Genomic DNA, 21,645 nt, shown 5'->3' with positions numbered 1-21,645 from the left:
GCTGCTCCTGTCCGGGCATGGGTTCAGTGGGTGAGGGCGGTGACGACGACAGTGGGCGGCGGGGTGATGCCCCCGGCGAGGTAGCGCACGCCGTCGCCTTCGGAGGGGAGTGCGGCGCCCTTGGTGATGGGGTGGCGGCGGGAGGTGGCGGTGCGCCACCCGTACCGCTCGTCCCAGACCAGGGCGGGGACCGGGGCCTGGTCGGCGTCGAGGACGAGCGCGGCGACGACCCGGTCGTCGCCGGGGAACTGGATGTCGGGCGCGGCCTCGGTGGTGGTCCAGCCGGCCCGGTGGAGGGCGGCGGCGACGTCGGCGAGGTACGGGCGAACGTGGCGGGCGCGCAGGACGGTTTCGGCGCGGGCGGTGGCGCGGCGGACCTGACCGGCCGGGTAGCCGAGCTGGGCGGCGGCCTCGGCCGGGGTGAGGGTCGGGTGGGCTTCGATGTGGTCGGCGATGCGGTCGGCGCGCAGCCGGGTCAGGGCGTCCTGCCCGGTGTTGCGGTGGACACCGAGCCGCTCGGTGACCGTGGCGGCGCTGATCGTGGGGTCGGCGTCGAGCAGGTCGGCGACGAGCCCGTGGACCTGGTCGCGCGGGACCTGGTCCCCCGTGCTCTTGGGCCGGCCGGTCCGCTGCGCCCCGTCGCCGGGGCGGCCCGCCTGGAACGCCTTCACCGCGCGGCGGGGCCAGTGCTCGACCCCGCCCGCCTCGATGCGCGCCTCGGTCAGGGCGGGGTCGCGCTTGTAGACGTCCCAGGATCGGGGGCTGACCCCGAGCAGCGCCGCGCACTCCCGGCGGTCCAGGAGGTCCCCGTCGTCCTCGCCCTCCGGCTCCGGAAGCGGCGGCACCGGCTTGCCGAGGAGGTAGGCGTCGACCTGCTCCCCGTCGTACAGCCGCGTACGGGACCCCTCCGAACTGACCGGAGCCGGGAACCCTTCGGCCGCGTACGGCTTGAGGCGGGTGTAGTGGTCGATGCCGACGCCCTGCTGCGCGGCGAGGTCCGCCAGGGTGCGCACGAGGTGCTGACGGCCTGCTCTGATCACGGGGTTACTCCTCCAGAACTCAACGGTGTCGAACGACGGTATCGGCCCGGTCTGCGGGCCGGTGGGCGGTACGCTGCGGGCAGGCCCCCTTCGGGGTGGCTGCGTTGGCCGGCACCCTGCCACCCGTCCCCGTGGACGGATTGGGTGCCGGCCCTTTTGTGTCCCGACCCGCGCGCCGCTCATCACGCGGTACCGGGCCGCCAGGCACCCTCGGACCGGTCCGCCCCCGGCAACTCCAGTACCAGGGGCGGGCCTTGCCCGGGGTGGCGGGGTGGCGTCAGGCGGACCAGCCGATCGAGGACACGTAGCTGTAGCCGTCGTAGTCCGAGCCGAGCAGGTCGAGAACCTCGTCCCACACCGCGTCCAGCTCTTCCATGTCGTCGTCCATCCACGCGTCCACGGCCCGGTCCCACACCCCGCGCACGTTGACGCTGCGGGGAGCCAGGTCCCGCCGGAACCTCTGCTCCACCCCCCTCTGGTCGACGGGGTTGATCTCCACCCGGGTCCCCCGCCCGTTGTTGTTGAGCCGGTGCTTGAGGTCGGCGGCGACGTTGCGGCGGCGCAGGTCCCAGTACGCCGCATCCAGCCGTGCGAGGTTCGCCCGGTTCGGGGTGCGCTCCTCCGCGAGCCACGCCATCAGGGTGCGCGGGGAGACGTGGATGCCCGCCCGGTCCATCGCCTCGTACCCGGCGTCGCTCTTGGTGAGGTAGTTCAGGCGGGCGGCGAGACCGCGGTCGCTGTCCACGGGCGAGGCGATGCCGCCGACCATCTTCTCCATCGCGATGCCCAGCGCCTCGGCGCCGGGTGCGCCGGCCGCGCCGTACTGGCCGAAGTCCATCCACCGTCCGGCCATCAGCCGCCCACCTTCCCGACCAGGTACTCACCGGAGGTCTTGGCGTCGCCCTGCTTGATCTTCAGCTCGGACACCCCACGGCCCTCGGTGAACACCTGCCGCCAGTCGCCGGTCACGTGCAGCTCGTCGGTGTTCTTCAGCGCCACGACGTCGAGGCCGGCCTGGCGCGCCTTGTAGGCGCGGCCGCAGTGCAGCGCGTACGCCTGCGAGTGGATGTTGTGCATCCAGTCCGGGCGGACCATCTCCCGGTTGTGGACCGACTCCCCCATCGTGGAGACGAACTTGCTGTACATCGCCTTGACGTACTCCAGCGTCAGCACGTCCCCGGCCGCGATGGCTTCCGACCGGGCGGCCACCAGGAGCTTACGCAGGGCGTCCAGGAAGTTCTCCGTCGCCCCGGACGTCCAGGACTCGTGAACGGTCGGTGCCCCGGTCAGGGCCCACTTGGGGCCGGACAGGCGCAGCAGGAGACGGAGGGTGGCGTCGGTGATCCAGAGGGCGCCGGGCTCGTCGCGGTCGCCGAGCGGGTTGGGCAGGTGGGGGTGGGCCCACTCGGCGGGGGTGACCAGGTGAACGCCGCTGCGCTTCGGGCCGACGCCGTCCATACCGGTGGAGTGCTCCAGCTTCCCGATCGGGAGCCAGACCTTCAGCGCGGACAGGTAGGCGGCGTTGACGTCGAGGGCGGTGACCTTGACGTCCCGCTCGGGGGCGCGCATCGAGTAGGCGGGGTTGTTGTAGGCGGGGCGGGCCTCCCAGATCTGATCCGGTTCCTTCTTCGACGGCTTGTGCAGCACGTCCGGCAGCGCCGGATAGGCGGTGTACTCGTAACGGGCGGTGGACCTGGTCTCGTTGAACAGGTGCATCACGTCCGGGATCGCCCGGCCGATCAGCGCCTTCAGCGCGGCTTCCTCGTCCCCGCCGGCGCGCTCGGCCTCCTGCTCGACCGCGCCCCGGATCAGGCCCATCAGGTCCGCCTCGGCCCGCTCGGCACTCTTGGACCGGCGCTGCGGGCGGGTCGGCACCCGGGCCGGAACCGGCGACACCACAGCCGCCGGAGCCGGAGCGGCGGCCGGGACAGGAGCGGGCGGGGCCGGGGGCGGCGCGGCGGCCGGGACAACGGCGGGCGCGGTGGTGGTGGGCTGGCACATCGCCCCGGAGTGCAGCGGGCGGCCGTCGGTCGACTGGTAGGTCGTCTCGACCCCGCACCGGACGCACGGGCCCGGGTCGCCCTCGATCGCGCGGCCGTCCTCACCGCGCAGCGTCTCCAACCCGGTCAGCGCGGCCGGCACCGCGACAGCGGGCGTCCCGGCGGCGGCCTGGACAGGGGCGGTGCCGTACGGCTGGTCGGTGAACAGGGCCGCGATCGGGTCGCCCGGGGCGGCCGGGGCGGGGTGGAGCTCGGCCAGGCCCTCCAGGAGTTGCAGGTAGGGCAGTCGGCCGGGCGGGGTCGGGTCGGACTTCCCGGCCTCCCAGGCAAGGACGGTGCCGCGCGCGACGCCGACCGCTTCGGCGACCTGGGCGCGGGTCAGCCCGGCCGCCTCACGCAGCCGCAGGCGCTCTTCCGGGGGTGGCATGACCTTGGCGAGCCGGGCCTCTTCGAGCAGCGATTCAACGCTCAGCTTCTCACTCATGAGAAAAGTGTATCACCACTGATCTAGATTTGATGCTAGATTGTGCAGCGTCCGTATCGCATTTGGGCAGCGCGTAGCGAGGAGCATAGAGGTCATGCAGCAGACACCGCAGGCGAACGGGTCCGGGATCACCCTCCGGCCCCACCAGGCCGAAGCCGTCGACCGGATCGTGTCGGGCCTCTCCCTCCCGGCCGGCGGGACCATGCCCGTACGCGGGCTGCGCGGGCAGGTCCACATGGCCACCGGGACCGGCAAGACCATCACCGCGGCCAGGGCCGCGCTGCGGCTGTGCCCGACCGGGGTGATCGGCGTCCTGGTCCCGACCCTGGACCTGCTGACCCAGACGGTGGAGGCGTGGCGCCGGGTGGGGCACTACGGCCCGGCCGTCGCCGTCTGCTCGCTCGGGGCCGACCCGCTGCTGGAAGCGCTCGGGGTGCGGTGCACGACCAACCCGACGCAGCTCGCCCTCTGGGCCAGCGGCGGGCCGATGCTCGTGTTCGCGACGTACGCCTCCCTCGCCTCGCAGGGCCTGGCCGACGAGGAAGACGACGCCCCGGACGCCACCGCGCCCGGGGTGCTGGAACAGGCGCTGCGCGGCACGTACGGACAGGCCATGGCCCCCTTCGACCTGGTGGTGGTCGACGAGGCGCACCGCACGTCCGGCAACGCCGCGAAGGCGTGGGCGTCCGTCCACGACCAGCAGCGGATCCCCGCCGCCCGGCGGCTGTACATGACCGCGACCCCGCGCCTGTGGGAAGCCGCCCCCCGGACGGCCGACGAGGACGGTGACGAGCCCGGCTCGGACGGGGCGGCCGACACCCCGCAGAGCGGCGGGGAGGCTCTGGGCGGGCGGCTGGTCGCCTCGATGGACGACGTCGAGTTGTACGGGCCGGTCCTTCACGAGACCGGTCTGATGGAGGCCGTGGAGCGCGGGATCCTCGCCCGGTTCGAGGTGGACGTGCTGGAGATCCGCGACCCCTCACCCATCGAGGAGGACGCCTCGCTGGAGGAGCGGCGGGGCCGCCGGCTCGCCGCCCTCCAGGCCGCGCTCCTCAAGCACGCCGACGAGTCCGGCACCCGCTCGTACATGACGTTCCACTCCCGGACGCTGGACGCCATGGCGTTCGCCCGCGCGATGCCGGAGACCGCCGCCCGCCTCCACCACGCCGACCCCGCCGCCTACCCGGCCCGGGTCGGCGCGGAGTGGCTCTCCGGCGAGCACCCCGCCACCCACCGCCGCGACGTCCTCGCCCGGTACGCCGACGGGTTGGACGCGGAGGGATGGGTCGCTGAGCTGAGCTTCCTGGCCAGTTGCCGGGTCCTCGGTGAAGGGGTCGACATCCGGGGCAAGCGCGGCGTCGGCGCGGTCGTCTTCGCCGACACCCGCAGCTCGCCGGTCGAGATCGTCCAGATCATCGGGCGGGCGCTGCGCCAGGACCCCGGCGACGGGAAGGTCTCCCGGATCGTCGTGCCGGTGTTCCTGGAGCCCGGCGAGGACCCCGGCGACATGATGGCGTCCTCCAGCTACCGCCCCCTGGTCGCGATCCTCCAGGGCCTGCGCGCCCACGACGACCGGGTCATCGAGCGCATGGCCCTGCCGACCACGACCGCGCGCGGACAGATCACCTCCGTGCTCGCCCTCGACCCGCAGCAGCCGTCCCCTGCCGACGAGAACGACGACCAGGACGACGAGCACGACGGCCAGGAGCAGGGCGCCGACCGGGAACCCGCGGCGGCCGGCACCGAGCCCCGGGATGACGGCGATCGTGACGGCCAGAACGATGAGGGCGAGGAGGACCAGGACGAGGACGGCGAGTCCGCGGCCCCGGGCATCGCCCCCGTCAGCACGACGCCGCTGCTGCGGTTCTCCCTCCCCCGCGCCCCCGAAAGCATCGCCCTGTTCCTGCGGACCCGCGTCCTGCGCCCCGACTCCGAGGTCTGGCTCACCGGCTACAACGCCCTGCGCACCTTCGTCGACGAGTACGGGCACGCCCGCGTCCCCAGCGACGCCACGGTGAAGTCGGGCGACGGCGACACCTACGGACTGGGGAGCTGGGTCAGTGAGCAGCGCCGGGCGTTCAAGGCCGGGACGCTGAAGGCGTGGCGGGTGGACCTGCTGAACGAGGTGGGCATGGTCTGGTCGGTCGGCGACGCCGCGTTCTGGAAGAACCTCGGTGCCGCCCGCGCCTACCACGCCGCCCACGGCACCCTCGCCTGCCCGAAGAACACGGTGTGGGAGGGGGTCCCGGTGGGCCAGTGGCTCTCCAATCTGCGCCGCCCCGGCGGCCTCGGCACCAACCCCGACCGCGCCCTTGAGCGCCGCCGCGCCCTGGAGACGATCGACCCGGAATGGAACCCGGCGGGGTGGTCGGTCGACTGGCAGCGCCACTACGCCGCCGCCCGCCACCTCCTGGCCGAGGAACAGGGCCGCCCGGCCGAGCTGCTGCCCGGCGTCACCGTGAACGGGGTCGACGTCGGCACCTGGACCACCCGGCAGACCGACCCCGCCGTCTGGGACACCCTGAACCCCGAACAGCAGAAGCGGCTGGAGGCACTCGGGCTCACGCCCCGGCCCGCAGCACCCGCCACCACGACGGCGGCGAAGGGCGGGACGTTCGAGCGGGGCATCACCGCGCTCACCCAGTACGCCGCCCGGGAAGGCCGGATCGTCGTACCCCGAGCCCACGTTGAGGAGACGCCCCACGGACCCGTCCGGCTGGGCACCTGGATCAGCAACACCCGCAGCCGCCGCAACAAACTGACCGACCAGCAGCGCGAGCAGCTCGCCGCGCTCGGTGTCGACTGGGCCACCACCTGACACCCCGACCACGACCCCGTCGTCCCGCGCCCCCTGGCCCCCACCGCCCGGGGGCGCGGTCCGTTCCGCAGGCGATTCCCCGGGACCGGCCCGGACGCCATACCCGCGCATCGGAGCACCGCGGCGGGCCGCACGGGGAAGAAGCAGCAACGGGGCGCGGGCGCGCCTTTCGCTCGATCGAATGACGGGACCTCACCACCAGTGCTGAGCTGCGAGTATGAGGCCGCATCAGTCCCCCGATCTGCTGGAGTGACCCCCGTGACGCTGCGCCGCCTCGGCTTCCTGCCCGCCGTCCTGCTCACCGCCGCCGCCCTGACCGCCTGTTCCGCCCAGAGCGTGGAGGCCGACGACCCCAAGCCCTCCGCGTCCGGCACCACCGCGCCGTCCGGTGCACCCGGCGGAGCGCCGGAGGGGGGCGGGCTCACGCTCGCGGACGCCATCAAGAAGATCCCCGTCGCGGAGGAGAAGCGCGCCGGCTACGAGCGCGACAGCTTCAAGCACTGGGTCGATGAGGACGGCGACGGCTGCCCCACCCGGCAGGAGGTCCTGATCGCCGAAGCGGTCACCGCTCCGGAGCAGGGCGACCGGTGCACGCTCAGCGGGGGCAGCTGGCTGTCGTACTACGACGAGGTCGAGGTGACCGACGCGAAGCGCCTCGACATCGACCACATGGTGCCCCTGGCGGAGGCATGGGACAGCGGCGCCTACGACTGGACACCCGAACGCCGTGAGGCCTACGCCAACGACCTCGACGCGGAACGCTCCCTGGTCGCGGTGACCGCGAAGACGAACCGGTCGAAGGCCGACCGCGACCCGTCCCAGTGGATGCCGCCCGCCGCGTCCGCGACGTGCACGTACCTCGTCGACTGGACCGCCACCAAGCTCCGCTGGAAGCTGGCCGCCGACGAGACCGAGCAGGCGGCCCTCCTCGACCTCGCCGGACCGTGCGCCGACTCGACCGTCGAGTACGAACCCGCCGCCTGAGCAGGATCAGGCGGCCCCTGGCCGCCGAAAGGCCCGGTGCCGGAGGAGGCGGGCCCCCTCCGGCATCAGGGGCCCGAGCCGTACTCCGGGGACCCGGGCCTGTCCCGCACACCCATACGGCGCGGTCTGCTCCGACCCTATCCAGCCGTGCGACCGGGCCGCCGCGGAGAGGACCCCTTCCTGAAGGCCCTCACGGAGCCCGCTCGGCTGTTCTCCGCGAGGAGGCGGTCACGCTCGCGAATCTGGCCGATGAGGGCCCGGGTGTCGACAATCGACATCCCGAGGGCAATCGCGACCTCCCCCACGGTGGCCCCCGCCTTCACCGCCTGACGCACCCCGTCCCGGCGAGCATGGTGGTACACACTCGCGCTCAGTCTGATCAAGGCCAGGGCGTCGTCGACATCCACGTCCCCGTCGTCGCGCACCAGACGCTCCGCGCGCGCAGTGAGCCGCGCGGCCTCGTACAGAGTCTGCCGTCGAGACCGGGCCAACCACTCGGCGTACCCGCTCACCCTTCCACCGTACGCCCGCCGACCGGCCAGCAGCGCCGGTCAGCCCGGCGGCCGGCCCGTACGTCGTCAACCCCGGCGTACGTCACCGAAGTGACGTACAGCGACGGCTTCCCGCCGATCGGCGGGAAGCCGCAAATCACTGACCTGCTATGACGCCCGCCCACCCTGGTCAGCCGTGCCGCATCGGCGTCGAAGGCTCACTGATAGTGCCCGACCGGGCCGGGCACGGCTCCGGCTCACGCAGTCGCCCGCCGGTCGTCGTCGTCACCGGCCCGCCGCCGCAGCTCGACCCGGGCCGCCGGACTCCACCCCGCCGGACCGCACGGACAGGTGGAGCAGGCGGCGGCGCAGCTCGGTGGCATGGCGCGGGCGGGGCACGGCGAGGGCTCGGTAGGTGGCGTGCCACTGCTGTTGGGCGCGGATCAGGTCGTCGGGGAAGGGGAAGCGGTCCATACTCCCACTAGAAACCTTGTTCGAATTTTTGTGCGAGCCGGGACTGCTCAGTCCGTACGGGCGGCGTGCGTGATGAGGGCGCTGTGCCGGACCAGGAGGCCGTGCAGGATCGCGGTGCCCGGATCGGCGGCGAGCAGTTCCACGGTGCCGGAGACTGCGGAGGTCACCGCCAGGAGCCGGACCTGCTGGTCCAGCGTGAGCCAGTCCAGCTCCGGCATCAGGTAGGGGACGGCGTGCAGGGTCCTCATCATGGCCGGGTCAGCACCACCGGTCCCGTGGATGAACCGGTCGTCCGGGCCCCGGCGGTCGCAGTCCGCCGGGTCGAGGCTGCCCATCACGGCCTCAATCGCGTCGGGGAGCGTCCCGGCGAGCCAGTCACCGGTCGGGGCGGGGACCGGCGGGCCGGGCAGAGACCGGATCCACGCAGCCGCCCGGCGGCCGGCATCCGCAGCCGTCGCCAGGGCCTCGGCCTCCCCCTCCCACGGCTCGTACAGCGGCACGTCGTCAGGAGGCCCGGCAGGAACAGGCAGATACGCGATCGTCATACCCGGAACAACCGGCACCACCGCCGTACAGGCACGGGCCGCCGTTCAGCGGGCCCGTCGACGCTCAGCGTGCCGTGACGGCCCGAACCGGCGAGCACTTCGACCACCGGTTCGGCATCGAACGCCGTGTATGTCTCGTCGCCCACCCGCCGCTCCCCCGTGGCGGGAACGTCGTCGAGGACCGCCGTACCGACGCGGGCGGCCAGCACGGCCGACAGTTGGGGCCGGCTCTTCCCGTCCGGGGGCAGCCGAGACGTCGGGGCGGAGGGATCTCGACCGACAGGTAGAGCGGGCGACGTGCCGCATCCGGGCGACGATCGTTTGACCCGGCATGAATCGTCTTCTCCGTGTCCTGGCCGTGGTCCTCACCGCCACCGCGCTCGCCACCACCCTGGACGTCCCCGCGCACGCCGCCGCCTCCGCCTGCACACACCACCTCTCCGGCCCGCAGGTCTGCATCTCCACGAACGGAGAGTCGGGCAGCGAGAACCCGGGCAGGGTGACCACGGCCTGGACCAACCCGCCGCAGAGCAAGCGGACCGCGACGGTGCACATCACCGAGCCCGGCGGCCAGCGCTACACCCTCACCGCCCGCCGCTCACGCGGCCAGCTCATCGCCGCCTTCACCCCCGGCGCCCTCCCCGACGGCAAACTCTGCGCCCGCTACCAGGGCAGCTCCCGTACGGCGTGCGTGCAGATCATCGACCGCACCTGAACACCCGGCCCACAAGTCGGAGTCGGCGGGACTCGCGGCAACCCGGCCGGTCGAGAACCACACCACGAAGGGCTGAACCCTAGATCTGGTGGTTGGACTGCTCCAGTCACCCAGAAGTTGTGGTCTCGGTACATGCGGATCGTGGGCATCGCCTAAAGTAGAGCCCGCTTCCAAGAGTTGACCCCTCACAGACTGCACCACACCGGTGCGGGCCCTTCCCCAGGGCCGGTTGGGGTCAACGAAAGGAATCGGACGATGAGCTCGGAGGAACCGTGCGCCTGCCGCACCCGCCCGTCGATCTTTCAGGCGGTGGTGGACTGGATCTCGGTGGTCGCGCTGATCATCGACGTACTGCAGTACCTCGGCTGAGAACCGAGCGAATGACCCCGGACGTTCGATGCCGGTCCAGTCACATGACTGAGCCCGGCCGAATTCCACACGGCCGGGCTCAGTAACCGCAGTACCTGCGGAGAGGGCCGGCTACCGGGTCGCAACCGGTGGTTGGCTCTCTTTGCTTCTCGGCGGACAACTCCCCGCCGCCCCGATCGTACGACACTCCGGTGTCACCCCTGCCATACCCTGCGGCATTTCACCGGGAACGCCCCGGTCAGCCGAGGTCGAAACGGCACGGCTTCGCTTCACTGGCTCCCCGATGACGGCCGGGGGCACGGGGCGGCGGCGCGAGCGTGCGTAGTAGATGCCGGGCGTGGGAGGGCCCCTGGCTCCCTACGGGGGGAGAGCGCCAGGGGCCGGTCACGGGCCGTGAGTGCTCCAAGTGCTGAAGCTACCGGCATCGGGGGGCGCAGGCCCACAGTTCGGTGGGTTCGGTCAGGAGCCCGGTTTCGGCGGTGAACGTGCCGAGCAGCCGGTCGGCGGTGAGGGTGTCGTTGCACAGGGGGCAGCGCCACCCCTTGGCCTGTTCGAACGTGACGCGCTCCAGGTCCGCGCCCGGCAACGTCGTTCGGGGGGCAGGGATCTGGGCGGTGCGCGTCACGTCGGGAGCTCCTGATCTGCTGGGCGGTTGTGGGCGAGGTAGAGGTCGCGGAACGCGGCGGTGAGGTTGGCGATGGTGTGCCAGTAGACGTAGGCGACGCGGTGGCTGGTCTCGGGGGTCGGGCGCACGGGGAGGTCGAGGTTGCGTTCGGCCATCCGGTACAGGTTCCGCACGGCGACGGCGGCGCGCTCGCGGTTGTCCTGCCCGTAGTCGTAGTCCATGTACCGGTTCAGGTGTCCTACAAGCGCGTCGATTCCGGAGTCGATGACGCTGCGCGGCGGGAGTTCGACGCGACGGGACAGGGCATGGTCGACGTCGCACTGCACGGTGTAGAGGTCCGGTGGCGTGGCCTCGGCCCATGCCGCTGGTCGGTCCATCGCTGCTCCTTCACGTCTCGGTCCCCCCGGAGGACAGGTTCACCCAGGAGGCGGCGGCATCTCCATTGTACTTCCTCTCCACGCTGCTGTCCTGGCACATGGCCAAGGCCTGCCACGACCTCGGCGAGAGCGGCTCGGCGATGATGCACGCGCGCGCCGCCGGCGTCAGTGCCGAGAAGGCCGAGCATCCGGCTCTGGAGGCCCTCGTCTACGGGCTCAAAAGCCTGATCGCCTACTGGTCCGGATACGGCGCGGACGCACTCTTCCACGCCCGGAAGGGCGCGGCCGAGCACCCGCAGCTCCGGGGGACCGTGGGGGTCTGGCTGCCCGCGCTGGAGGCGCGTGCCGCAGCCCTCGTCGGCGACGAGGCCGGGGCCGCCTCCGCCGTCGAACAGGCTGCCCGGCTGCGCGAGGTGGTCGAGCCGGACGACCTGGACGAGCTCGGCGGGCTGCTGACCTTCCCCACCGAGAAGGAGCTCTACTACCGGGTCGAGACCGAAGTGCTGCTCGGGCACGGAACGGCGGGCACGGTCACGGAGGCGGAGCGGGCGGTGGAAGCCTTCAGCGACCGATCCGCCCCGCACTGGGCGTTCGGGGACGAGGCCGGCTCCCGCTGCAACCTGGCGATGATCCGGCTGAACGACGACCAGCTCGACGGCGCCGCCGACGCACTGCGCCCCGTGCTGGACCTGCCTCGGTCACAACGCAACCGCGGCATCGTCGTCTCCGCCCACCGCGTGCACCACGCTCTGACCCGCAGCCCAGCCCGCAGCTCCCTCCTCGCCCGGGACCTCACCGAGGAAATCACCCAGTTCTCCCCTTCCAGTCCCCCGCTCAAGGCGCTGCCGCGCTGACCGTAGAGTCCTGCCATGTATCCGATCAGCCGCCACAGCCAGCGCCTTCACCTGCGCGAGCTCCGCCCCGAGGACGCAGAGGGCGTCTTCGCGATCTACGGCGACGTCCGCGCCACGGAGCACATGTCCTTCACCCCGCGGACTCGCGACGACGTCGAAGCGATCGTCGCCCGCTCGATCACGTCCGCGACCGTGGACCCGCGCCAGGAGTACGCCCTGGCCGTCACCAGCACCGCCGACGACCGGCTGATCGGATTCGGACGCCTCGCCCTGGACCCCCACCAACCCCGCGCCGCCACTTTCGGCTTCGCCCTCAACCCCGCCACCTGGGGCAACGGCTACGGCACCGAAACCGTACGGCTCCTCATCGCCTGCGCCTTCGAGGACCTGGCCCTGCACCGGGTATGGGGAGCACGCTCGCCGCACAACACCGCCTCCGCCCGGACGATGGAACGCGCCGGGCTCAGGGAGGAGGGCTACATCCGCGAGCACGTCCAACGCGACGGCCGGTGGCGTGACTCGGTGACCCACTCCATCATCGACCACGAGTACGCAGCCTCAGCTCCGCCGTTCCGCCCCTGATCAGGGCGAATGAGTAATCGCCGCGGGCCTGGGTAGTCTCGGGCCCCTGCACCACACGACGTACCGAATGAGGGGTTCAGTGAGCCGTTGGTATCGGGCTATCGCCCAATTGCGAGCCCAGGGTGATGCCGCCCGGGCAGCAGCCCAGCGGGTGGACGACGCTTCCATCGAGGAGCGCGAAACTGCTGTGGCCGTCTCCTACACGGCGGAGACGGACTACCTGCGCAGCGCGAACGCGCTTCTTCGTGCGCACCTCGCCGACCGGCAGCCGCCCAGGAGACTGCCGGTCGCCCGCGTCTGGCCATGCTTCCGCGACGAGTGGCAGTCCCGGGCCGTGGGCCGGTTCGGCGGCGTGTGGCGGGCCATCCCGAGCAACGCCGATCTGGCTCGGATGCGCAGTGTCCCCTCCGACGCTCTTCTCGCCGAAGTCGCGGTCCAGGCCGAGGCGTTGCAGGCCAGTCTCCGAGGCAACCGGACCCGTGACCGGCTCTACGAGTCGTACATCCCCGACGAATCCGGGGACTTCGGGAGTGGCCGATCGGTACCCACCCTTCCCGGCTTCCCCAACCCGTGGCACCCGGTCAACGCGGCCTTCGCCCGGGGCAGCGGCATACGGGTCATCCCGGGCCGTGAGGACGAGCTGGATCAGATGTCGTCCGACCGGTTCGCGGTGCACAAACGGTCGATCGCCTTCGGCGACGCGGTCGTTGCCCTCCTCGTCGACCGCCGGGCCGGAGGAGTAGCTCCGGAGCCCGGGCGGCTGCGCGGTGCCGGACGCTGGGTGGGGCGCGAGCGGCAGCTGGTCCCGGACCGCGCGACCTGGCCGGCGAAGCTCGGCCTTTTCGACTTCATGACCATGGCCGGGCTGAGCTGGCTGGTTCTCGCGTGCGCGGCGGTGCCCCTCACCTTCGGGATGGCTGCCCACCTGCTTCACGACTTTAAGCTGCTGCTCCTGGCGGCCGTCCTCATCGCCCTTGCGGGCCTTGGGCTCGTCGCCCGGCTCGGGCCGAAACTCCTCAAGACATCAGGCCCCCGGGCGGCGGTGCCCGGAATCGTGGGGGCCCTGCTCGCGGTCCTGGTGTGGCAGGGCCAAGGGCCCGTGGCGAACTACTTCTTCGCGGGGCCGTACGACCGCTACAACCGCCAGTACGCGGACGGCTGTCTCGCCGCCAGCTTCTACCGGTCCGACGCCGTCCAGGCCACGGTCCTCGACGGGGTGCTGACCGTCACCCCGGCGAGCGGAGGAACGACGCTGCGCCTCGGACCGGCCGAGAACGGCTCTGCGCATCCACTGCGTCCGCTCGATCGGGCGACCCGGGTGGTGCTCGACAAGCACGGGTGCTGACCCCGCCGGGGCGGGATGTGCGTAGGGCGGACGAGAAGGCGTAATCCTGGGTCCGGTCAGTCGCGTGCGGTGAGCCTGGCAACCACCGAGAACAGCGCGAGCTGCCGCTCGACCTGTCGGCGGGCCCTGCTGAGCGAGGCGAGGAAGCCAACGGCCAGTGGCAGCCACAGAGTCATCGCAGCGTCCGCTGCTGAGCGGCACGGTTGCTTCCCATCGTCGATCCGGTCACCTGCAACCCCAGACCGCCCCGCCCCGCGCTGGCACACTCGGCAACGTCGTGATCACCACGTACCGACGGAGGACACGTTGAGCCAGCACGAGCAGCCCTGGCAACCGGGCCCGAACGATCTGCCCTTCACCACTCACCTGATCAACACGCACGGCGACCGGCACCTCGGCTTCAACGATGCCGAGGGCCGGTACTACCGGTTGTGGCAGCGAAAGGCCCCCGAGCCGCTCCACACCGGCGAGGCCATCTTTCTGCGCCCCAGCGACATCAACCAGATCATCAGCCACGCCATGATCTGGGTCCGTAACCACCCGGACGATCCCCGCGGCTTCGAGCTGATCGACGAAGTCGCAGCCGGGGCGAAGGGAGTCGTCATGCACTTTGCCCAAGCCGCCCAGGCTCCGGCGCAGAGCTAGGACGACGCCCCTACCGGACGCTCTCCCTCAAGTCGACGGCGCGCGGGCCGACGTCGTACGCGAGGGCGTTGTCGGTGTCGGTGCGCATCAGTCCCCCTTCGTGGGGCGCTCGACACCGGGCGGACCGTCGGCCGGAACCGTACGACAGCCTGGGCCTGGGCGCCGATGACGGTGCCCCCGTCAGCCCTGTGACCAGTTCAGCACGGACGCCACCGGCGGGTAGGCGAGGGCCATGGCGACGCGGTGGGCGGTACGGAGGCGTTCCTCGCACCCGTGGCACACCGGATGCTCCTCCCACCGCAGCGCCAGCGGGAGCTGCCAGAGCGTGCCGCACCGCCAGCAGGTGCGGCCGTGCCGCTCGTCCATGCACGGGCGGCACAGGCCGTCCTCGCCCAGCAGGTTGGTGGAGGCGGTCCGGCAGCGGCGGCACACCCGCCAGCGGGCCATCTCCCGCAGCTCCAGTGGAGTCTGGCGGCGCATCGGTACGGCGCGGCCCGGCGCGTAGCGGGGAATCAGCCGGGCACCAGGGCCTCGTTCGTACGCGGCCGGGGCCTGCCCCGGGTGGAGGTTTATCCGCGCTGCCTGGAGCTGCTGCCGGGTCCACAGGGTCCTCGGCACCTGCCCGGCGCCGTAGACCGGTGCGGGCCCCTGCTCGTACGCGGTGGGGAGGAATGCCGGGGCCTCGGCAGCATCACCGGCCCGGTCCCCCAGCACGGCCGCTTGGCGCAGCAGTTCGGCGGCGACCGCGTGCACGGCGTCCCGCCAGCCCTCCGCGTACCCGCCGGCGGCTTCGGGAGCAGGGTCCCCGTCGTCGGCCCGGTCGACCACGGCCTCGGCACCGCGCTCCAGGGCACCGGCCTCCACCAGCGCCAGCAGCTCGTCGGCCCGGCCGAGCCCGGAGGCCTGGATCGCTGCTGCGGCCCGGAGCCGGGCCGCGACTCCCCGGACCGTGTGTTCCCCGGGATCGGGGACGGACGCGAGGACGGGACGGAACCGAGGCATGCCCTGTCCAACGACGCGGTCTCCCCCGGGGTTCTGGTGACGTAGATCGTCCCCGTTCACTCGTCCCGGTGACCACGCTCGCGCCGGACACCACGGTGGCCCAGCCCTGCGCCACCGTGATCACATGCCTCGCCTCGCCGCTCTGCTCGCTCTCCCCGCCCTCCTCGCCACGTCGGCCTGCGTGGCCGTCCCGGCGCCCGCTCCTCCCGCGACTCCGGCCTCCACCACCTCCGTGCACACAACCCCGCCGGCTCCCGACCCGCTCCCCCATCAGGCTCCTGGGCGCGAGGAGCTGGCCCGCACCGATGACGTGAAGCCGCGCAACCACGCGAAACCGGAACCGGAACCGGTGAAGGCGCGGCCGGCGCCGCAGAACCCCCGCGCGGCCCGGACCGCTCCCGCCGCACCCCCGCGCGCGACACCGCGCCCCGCCCGCCCGAAGGCGGCCACGGCCTACAGCGACATGCGCGCCCTGTGCCGGTCTGCGGCGCACAGCGGCGTCGGACGGGGCGTCGTCGGTCTCTGCCGCTCGGCGTACGGCCGCTGACGGCCCCACCCGAAAGTCTCCGTCATCCAGCAAGAAGGTGCTCAGCGCGCCTGTCAGCCATCTCGATGTGCTCGAAGTGCGGCGGCGTACCGAGCTTCTCAAGACCAGCCGCCAGGTCGCTGAGCTGGCCAGCTTCATGCCCCGGTCCGCAGCCTTCTGGATCACCGGATCGGATTGGAGTCCGCGTTTTCACTTGTCTGGTCGGTCGGGGCGGGGCGCCCGATGAGAGCGGCGTCGCGGTGACCTTGAGACCGGCGCCGTCCCGTGACGGCGCCGGTCGCGCGCTTGCCGCCTCGGACCTGGACGCGGCCCTTCGCGCTGGCGCGTTCGAATACTTGTTCGGTACGGTGGAGTTTCGGCCAGTAGGTTGATGACGATTTGGGGGTTTCTGACGGAGGTGCGTGATGGGTGGAGGTGTCCAGCTGCATGTCGCGAGCGGGTACTCGGCCCGTTTCGGGGCCTCGCACCCGCATGAACTGGTCGCTCGTGCCGCCGAGCGCGGCATCGGCACGCTCGCGCTGACCGACCGGGACACGGTGGCCGGAACTGTTCGCTTCGCGACGGCCGCCGGACGGGCCGGCGTCCGGCCGGTGTTCGGCGTCGACGTCGCCGTGGCCCCGTACGCGTCGGCCGCCGCCCCTGGGGCCCGCCGCCGTACCCCGGTACGGGGCGGGGCCCATGTCGTCGAGGCGGAGTACCGCGTCACGCTGCTCGCGCGGAACCGGGCGGGGTGGGCGCGGTTGTGCCGGATCGTGTCGGCCGCGCACGCCGCGCCGGTGGGCGGGGCGCCGGTGGTTTCGTGGCCGGTGCTGGAAGAGCATCTCGCGGGCGAGGACCTGGTGGTGATGCTGGGGCCGGTGTCCGAGCCGGTGCGGGCGCTGTCCGCGGGCCGGCCGGACGTGGCCGGGCGGCTGCTGGAGCCGTGGCGGGCGGTCGCCGGTGCGGGGCTGCGGCTGGAGGCGGTGTGGCTCGGGCGCCAGGGCACCGGCCCCGGCTCGCTGCGCCTGGCCGCCCGTACGCTCCAGCTCGGCGACGAACAGCAGGTGCCGGTGGTCGTGTCGACCGCGGTCCGCTACGCCGATCCCGCTCAGCACCGGATCGCCGACGTCCTGGACGCCGCGCGCCTGCTGCGCCCGATCGACCGCAGGGTCCTGGACGGCGGGGAGCGCTGGCTCAAGGGCCCCGACGCTATGGCCGAGGTCGCCGGGCGGATCGCCGAGGCCGCCGGTGCCGGGCCGGAGCGGGCGGTCGCGCTGCTCGCCGAAACCGCGGCCACGGCCGACAGCTGCCGCGTCGACCCGGTCGCCGATCTGGGGATGGGCCGTGCGCACTTCCCCGAGCCGGAGGCCGTCGGCGCCGGCCGGGAGCCGGGGGACGCGATGCGGCTGCTGCGGCAGCGGTGCGAGGCCGGGATGACCGCCCGCGGTCTGGAGCGCGACGAGCGGGCGGTGGCGCAGCTGGAGTACGAGCTCGGCGTGATCGGCCGTCTCCGTTACGAGGCGTACTTCCTGGCGGTGGCGCAGGTCGTCGCGGACGTCCGGTCGATGGGCATCCGGGTCGCCGCGCGCGGCTCCGGTGCCGGGAGCATGGTCAACCACGCGCTGTTCGTCGCGACGGCCAACCCCTTGGAGCACCGGCTCTTGTTCGAGCGGTTCCTGTCCGAGCGGCGCACCAGCCTGCCCGACATCGACCTGGACGTGGAGTCCGCCCGCCGTCTGGAGGTCTACGACAAGATCTTCGAACGGTTCGGCCGCTCCCGGGTCGCGGTGACGGGCATGCCGGAGACCTACAGAGCCCGGCACGCCCTGCGGGATACCGCCCTCGCCCTCGGGATGCCGCCGCAGCAGATCGCCGAGATCGCGAAGGCGTTCCCGCACATCCGGGCCCGCGACATCCGCTCCGCTCTCGCCGAGCTGCCCGAGTTGCGCGGCCTCGCTGCCCGGGCGGGCGAGTACGGACTACTGTGGGAGCTGGCGGAAGGCCTCGACGGACTCCCCCGCGGGTATGCGATGCACCCCTGCGGCGTCATCCTCTCCAACAGCTCGCTCCTGGACCGGGTGCCGGTGCAGCCGACACCGGGCGGCTACCCGATGGTCCAAGCCGACAAGGAAGACGTCGAACTCGGCGGCTACGGGCTGCTGAAGCTGGACGTCCTCGGGGTGAGGATGCAGTCCGCGATGGCGCACGCCGTCGCCGAGATCCGCCGTACGACCGGCCGGCAGCTCGATCTCGACAGCCCCGACCACGTCGACCTCGCCGATGTGCCCGCCTTCGAGCTGATCCGCAGCGGAAAGGTGCTGGGCTGCTTCCAGATCGAAAGCTCAGGTCAGCAAGATCTCATCGCGCGACTCCAGCCGAGGCACATGCAAGACGTCATCGCCGACATCTCGCTCTTCCGCCCCGGGCCGGTCGCCGGCGGCATGCCCGCGAAGTTCATCGCCGCCCGCCACGGGATCGAGGAGCCGCGCTATCCGCATCCCGACCTTGTGCCGATCATGGACGACACCTTCGGGGTGGTGATCTGGCACGAGCAGATCATGATGATCCTGGCCACGATGACCGGCTGCGACCGCGCCGCCGCGGACGTGGCCCGCCGCGCACTCGCCGACGCCGAGCGGCTGCCGAAGGTGGAGGTGTGGTTTCGCCGCTGCGCCGGCGAACGCGGCTACAGCCCGGACGTGATCGACGAGGTCTGGGAGACCGTCAAGGAGTTCGGGGCGTACGGATTTTGCCGCGCGCACGCGGTGGCCTTCGCGATCCCGGCCGTCCAGTCGGCCTGGCTCAAGGCGCACCACCCCGCCGCGTTCTTCGCGGGGGTGCTTGAACACGATCCTGGCATGTGGGCGCCCCGCGTGCTGGTTCAGGACGCGAAGCAGTTCGGCGTGCCGGTCCTCCCGGTCGACGTCAATGAATCCGACACCGCGTACCGAGTCGTGGAGACCGAGCGGGGGTGGGGCGTGCGGCTGTCGCTGTCCGGGGTGAAGGGCATCAGCGCCGACGAGGCCGCCCGGCTCGCCGCGGGCCGCCCGTACTCCTCGCTCCAGGACTTGTGGCAGCGGGCCCGCCCGGCGCTGCCCACCGTCCAGCGCCTCATCCGGATCGGCGCGCTGGACACGCTGCGCGGCACCCTGAACCGCCGCGACCTCCTGCTCCAGGCCACGGAGCTCCACCGTCACCAGCGCGGCCGCCGGGCCGGGGAAGGGCAGCTCCCGCTCGGCGGCGAGCTGGTCACCACGACCCCGAGCGGGCTGCCGGAGATGACCAGCCGCGACACCCTGGACTCCGAGCTGGAAGTGCTGTCCATCGACGCCACCCACCATCTGATGGAACATCATCACCGGCTGCTGCGGGAGCTCGGAGCGACCGACGCCGCGCACCTCGCCGCCATGCACCCGGGACAGAAGGTACTGGTCGCCGGGGTCCGCGCCTCCACCCAGACCCCGCCGATCCCGTCCGGCAAGCGGATCATCTTCGTGACCCTCGAAGACGGAAGCGGACTCGTTGACCTGGCGTTCTTTCAAGATTCGCACGAACGGTGCGCGCATACAGTCTTCCACTCCGGGCTGCTGCTGGTGAGGGGCACGGTCACCGCCCGCGGGCCGCGCCGCACCGTCGTGGGCGAGCAGGCCTGGGACCTGGACCAGGTCGCCACCGCCCGCCGCGATCACGGCCCCCAGGCCGCCCTCGACCTCCTCGGCACCACCACCCCGGCGCCCACCCCCGCCGGCCCCAGCCCGAGCGCGGGGCGGACCCTGACCGACGGCACCGCAGGGGCCCGGCTCCACCCCTACGCGGACCTCCAACCGGCTGGCACCCGTTCCGCCGACCTCCGCCGACTCGGCCACCGCAGCCCCGGGAGCCCCGGATGACCACCACCGCCCGGCAACTGCGGCACGTCGTCCACCTCCGGTTCGAACTGCCCGACCACGTCCGCCTGGAGGACCTGCGCCCCCTGCTGGAACAGGTCACCCCGCAGGTCCAGCTCCTCGAACCCGACAGCGCGGTCCTCGACGTCACCGGCGCCCTGCGCTTCTGGGACCGCGACGCGTCCGAGATCGCCCGGCTCATCCAGCTCCGGGCCGCCGCACACCACGGCGTCCGGGCCGCCGCGGCGACCGCGCCGTCCCGCATGGCCGCCACCATGGCCTGCGCCCTCACTCCTCCCGGGCAGCTGCGCACCGTCGACCCCGCCGAGGTCGAGACGTTCCTGCGGCCCCGACCGATCCGGGAACTGCCCGGCGTCGGCCCCAGCAACGCCCGGCTCCTGTCCCAGTACGGCGTCCACACCGTGGGCGGCCTCGCCGACCTCCCCGTCGCCACCGCCCAGCGCCTTCTCGGCGCGCGTACCGGACGCCTCCTCCACGACCGCGCCCACGGACGCGACCCACGGCCCGTGGTCACCGAGCCCGTCGCCCGCTCCACGACCGCCGAGCACCGCTTCGACCGCGACGAGCTCGACCCGGGCCGCCACCGCCGGGCGCTTCTTCACCTGGCCGGACAGCTCGGCACCCGCATGCGGACCGACGCCCAGACCGCCGCCGGTCTCACGATCACCGTCCGGTACGCCGACGGATCAACGACCACCCGCACGCGCACCCTGGCCGAGGCCACCCACCACACCACGCTCCTGGCCCGCTGCGCGTACGACCTCTACGACACGCTCGGCCTCCAGCGCGCCCGCGTCCGGAGCATCTCGCTACGGGCGGAACACCTTCGCCCCGCAGAACACGCCACCCGCCAACTGGCCTTCGACCACACCCTCGACAAGGCCCTGCTCATCGAGGCCGTCCAGGACCGCGCCCGCCAACGCTACGGAACCGACGTGATCAAACCGGCGGCCCTCGCCGACGGGGCGGGCCAGCACGACCGGGCACGCTCAGCGTGATCGCCAGCCCGATCTACCGGCGGCTGAAAGTCAGCGCAGGCCGTAGTGCACGAGGCGGGAGCGGGCCTTGTCCGGGGTGATACCCAGGGCGGGGCCGGTCCGCTCCCCTGCCGGGTCGTCGGCGGCCGCGAGGTTCGCGGCGACCCGGCCGATGATCTGTGTGGTCCGCTCCAGCGCGGCGACGGCCCGGAGCGCGGCGAGCGGGGCGGTGTCCGCGAGCGTGTCGAGCCGCTCCTGGACCTGGGCGAGGAGCGCGGCGACGTCGTCGGGCAGCGGGGCAGCGCCGGCCTCGACCTCGGCGATGTGCCGTTCCCAGTCGTCCTCCGGGCCCGTGGTGTCGTACGCATAGGGTTCCCGGCGGTCGACCTGGTCCCAGTCGATCGGGTAGAGGCGCTCGCCGCGCCAGCCGCAGGAGCACGCGCCGCGCAGCTGCGCCGCGACCGGCGCCCGGAGAGTGCCGTCGTAGACCCACCAGGAGGCGCTCTGGTGCACGTCCGGCCCACTGCCGGTATCGAAGAAGACCGGCCCCGGCTCGGTCCCGTCCGCCAGCACGACTCCGGGCTGCCCCTCGTGCGATGCCCCGAACTCCTCGGTCGACCACATGGTCCCTGCCTGCCTCTCGCCCGCTGCTGCACCCATGACCGTCCGGTCGCCCCGGACAGCACGCGCACCCTTCCGTTCGGGCTGGCATATGCCCGTGGGTGTGCACTCCGACCCTGCCCCAGTTCTCCGGTCGCCGGGCGACGAATACCCGTACCGGTGACAACCGCCGTCACTGTTGGGTCGCCCCGGGGCGTACGTACGACGTGGCGGTCATTCGTGCCAGCAGCAGCGCCAGCGCCAGCGCCCGGCCGCGGTGGGCA

General features: G+C 72.6%; 19 protein-coding genes and 1 pseudogene. 10 read left to right on the top strand and 10 right to left on the bottom strand.

The window, feature by feature from the left end:
- Positions 1–23 precede the first annotated feature (23 nt).
- From ACSMXR_RS36725 to ACSMXR_RS36715, 3 genes are all read right to left on the bottom strand, one after another.
- On the bottom strand, positions 24–1,040 hold the full coding sequence (locus ACSMXR_RS36725) for a DUF6292 family protein (RefSeq protein ID WP_473172626.1): 1,017 nt from the start codon (positions 1,038–1,040) through the stop codon (positions 24–26).
- Between the two features lie 277 nt (positions 1,041–1,317).
- Positions 1,318–1,893: a transcriptional regulator gene (locus ACSMXR_RS36720; RefSeq protein ID WP_473172625.1), complete on the bottom strand. Its 576-nt coding sequence runs from the start codon at positions 1,891–1,893 to the stop codon at positions 1,318–1,320.
- Positions 1,893–3,524 (bottom strand): helix-turn-helix transcriptional regulator, encoded by a 1,632-nt coding sequence (locus ACSMXR_RS36715; protein ID WP_473172624.1) that lies wholly within the window; start codon positions 3,522–3,524, stop codon positions 1,893–1,895. The genes ACSMXR_RS36720 and ACSMXR_RS36715 overlap by 1 nt, the downstream gene beginning before the upstream one ends.
- Before the next feature lie 94 nt (positions 3,525–3,618).
- On the opposite strand from ACSMXR_RS36715, the gene ACSMXR_RS36710 reads away from it, so the two are divergent.
- Both ACSMXR_RS36710 and ACSMXR_RS36705 read left to right on the top strand, forming a co-directional pair.
- Positions 3,619–6,342, top strand: coding sequence for a helicase associated domain-containing protein (locus tag ACSMXR_RS36710; RefSeq protein ID WP_473172623.1), 2,724 nt, complete (start codon positions 3,619–3,621; stop codon positions 6,340–6,342).
- Positions 6,343–6,606: 264 nt separating this feature from the next.
- Positions 6,607–7,326: an HNH endonuclease family protein gene (locus tag ACSMXR_RS36705; RefSeq protein WP_473172645.1), complete on the top strand. Its 720-nt coding sequence runs from the start codon at positions 6,607–6,609 to the stop codon at positions 7,324–7,326.
- A gap of 137 nt (positions 7,327–7,463) precedes the next feature.
- Here the strand turns inward: ACSMXR_RS36705 and ACSMXR_RS36700 are convergent, their stop codons facing one another.
- From ACSMXR_RS36700 to ACSMXR_RS36690, 3 genes and pseudogenes are all read right to left on the bottom strand, one after another.
- Entirely contained in the window at positions 7,464–7,838 is a 375-nt protein-coding gene (locus ACSMXR_RS36700) for a hypothetical protein (protein WP_473172622.1), read from the bottom strand.
- Between the two features lie 236 nt (positions 7,839–8,074).
- Positions 8,075–8,291: pseudogene (locus ACSMXR_RS36695) on the bottom strand (hypothetical protein).
- Between the two features lie 47 nt (positions 8,292–8,338).
- Positions 8,339–8,836 (bottom strand): hypothetical protein, encoded by a 498-nt coding sequence (locus tag ACSMXR_RS36690; protein ID WP_473172621.1) that lies wholly within the window; start codon positions 8,834–8,836, stop codon positions 8,339–8,341.
- A 331-nt stretch (positions 8,837–9,167) separates the two neighbouring features.
- Between ACSMXR_RS36690 and ACSMXR_RS36685 the strand changes: the two genes are divergently transcribed.
- Positions 9,168–9,551, top strand: coding sequence for a hypothetical protein (locus ACSMXR_RS36685; RefSeq protein ID WP_473172620.1), 384 nt, complete (start codon positions 9,168–9,170; stop codon positions 9,549–9,551).
- Positions 9,552–10,335: 784 nt separating this feature from the next.
- Here ACSMXR_RS36685 and ACSMXR_RS36680 read toward each other — a convergent pair.
- Positions 10,336–10,545 carry a hypothetical protein gene (locus ACSMXR_RS36680; RefSeq protein WP_473172619.1) on the bottom strand — a complete coding sequence of 70 codons (210 nt, stop codon included), beginning with the start codon at positions 10,543–10,545 and terminating at the stop codon, positions 10,336–10,338.
- Positions 10,542–10,922 carry a hypothetical protein gene (locus ACSMXR_RS36675; RefSeq protein WP_473172618.1) on the bottom strand — a complete coding sequence of 127 codons (381 nt, stop codon included), beginning with the start codon at positions 10,920–10,922 and terminating at the stop codon, positions 10,542–10,544. Before ACSMXR_RS36675 ends, ACSMXR_RS36680 begins: the two co-directional genes overlap by 4 nt.
- Positions 10,923–10,987: 65 nt before the next feature.
- Between ACSMXR_RS36675 and ACSMXR_RS36670 the strand changes: the two genes are divergently transcribed.
- From ACSMXR_RS36670 to ACSMXR_RS36655, 4 genes are all read left to right on the top strand, one after another.
- Positions 10,988–11,776: a hypothetical protein gene (locus ACSMXR_RS36670; protein WP_473172617.1), complete on the top strand. Its 789-nt coding sequence runs from the start codon at positions 10,988–10,990 to the stop codon at positions 11,774–11,776.
- 15 nt (positions 11,777–11,791) lie between these two features.
- Positions 11,792–12,358 (top strand): GNAT family N-acetyltransferase, encoded by a 567-nt coding sequence (locus ACSMXR_RS36665; RefSeq protein ID WP_473172616.1) that lies wholly within the window; start codon positions 11,792–11,794, stop codon positions 12,356–12,358.
- Between the two features lie 151 nt (positions 12,359–12,509).
- The gene (locus ACSMXR_RS36660; protein WP_473172615.1) at positions 12,510–13,703 is read left to right on the top strand and encodes a hypothetical protein; all 1,194 of its coding nucleotides are present in this window, start codon (positions 12,510–12,512) and stop codon (positions 13,701–13,703) included.
- A 306-nt stretch (positions 13,704–14,009) separates the two neighbouring features.
- The gene (locus ACSMXR_RS36655; protein ID WP_473172614.1) at positions 14,010–14,348 is read left to right on the top strand and encodes a hypothetical protein; all 339 of its coding nucleotides are present in this window, start codon (positions 14,010–14,012) and stop codon (positions 14,346–14,348) included.
- Positions 14,349–14,528: 180 nt separating this feature from the next.
- Here ACSMXR_RS36655 and ACSMXR_RS36650 read toward each other — a convergent pair whose 3' ends face one another.
- Positions 14,529–15,350, bottom strand: a complete 822-nt coding sequence (locus ACSMXR_RS36650; RefSeq protein WP_473172613.1) for a hypothetical protein — start codon at positions 15,348–15,350, stop codon at positions 14,529–14,531.
- 124 nt (positions 15,351–15,474) lie between these two features.
- On the opposite strand from ACSMXR_RS36650, the gene ACSMXR_RS36645 reads away from it, so the two are divergent.
- The 3 genes from ACSMXR_RS36645 to ACSMXR_RS36635 all read left to right on the top strand — a co-directional run bounded on the left by ACSMXR_RS36645 (position 15,475) and on the right by ACSMXR_RS36635 (position 20,782).
- On the top strand, positions 15,475–15,897 hold the full coding sequence (locus tag ACSMXR_RS36645) for a hypothetical protein (RefSeq protein WP_473172612.1): 423 nt from the start codon (positions 15,475–15,477) through the stop codon (positions 15,895–15,897).
- 404 nt (positions 15,898–16,301) lie between these two features.
- On the top strand, positions 16,302–19,766 hold the full coding sequence (locus ACSMXR_RS36640) for a DNA polymerase III subunit alpha (protein ID WP_473172611.1): 3,465 nt from the start codon (positions 16,302–16,304) through the stop codon (positions 19,764–19,766).
- A complete protein-coding gene (locus ACSMXR_RS36635) occupies positions 19,763–20,782 on the top strand; it encodes a DNA polymerase Y family protein (RefSeq protein ID WP_473172610.1) in 1,020 nt (339 codons plus the stop codon). Before ACSMXR_RS36640 ends, ACSMXR_RS36635 begins: the two co-directional genes overlap by 4 nt.
- A gap of 30 nt (positions 20,783–20,812) precedes the next feature.
- Here ACSMXR_RS36635 and ACSMXR_RS36630 read toward each other — a convergent pair whose 3' ends face one another.
- Positions 20,813–21,385, bottom strand: coding sequence for a hypothetical protein (locus ACSMXR_RS36630; RefSeq protein ID WP_473172609.1), 573 nt, complete (start codon positions 21,383–21,385; stop codon positions 20,813–20,815).
- Positions 21,386–21,645: the final 260 nt, after the last annotated feature.

The organism is Streptomyces sp. DSM 106670 (assembly GCF_055792845.1).
Note: the sequence above shows the minus strand (reverse complement) of the source record. Positions and strands in the feature narration are given on the sequence as shown.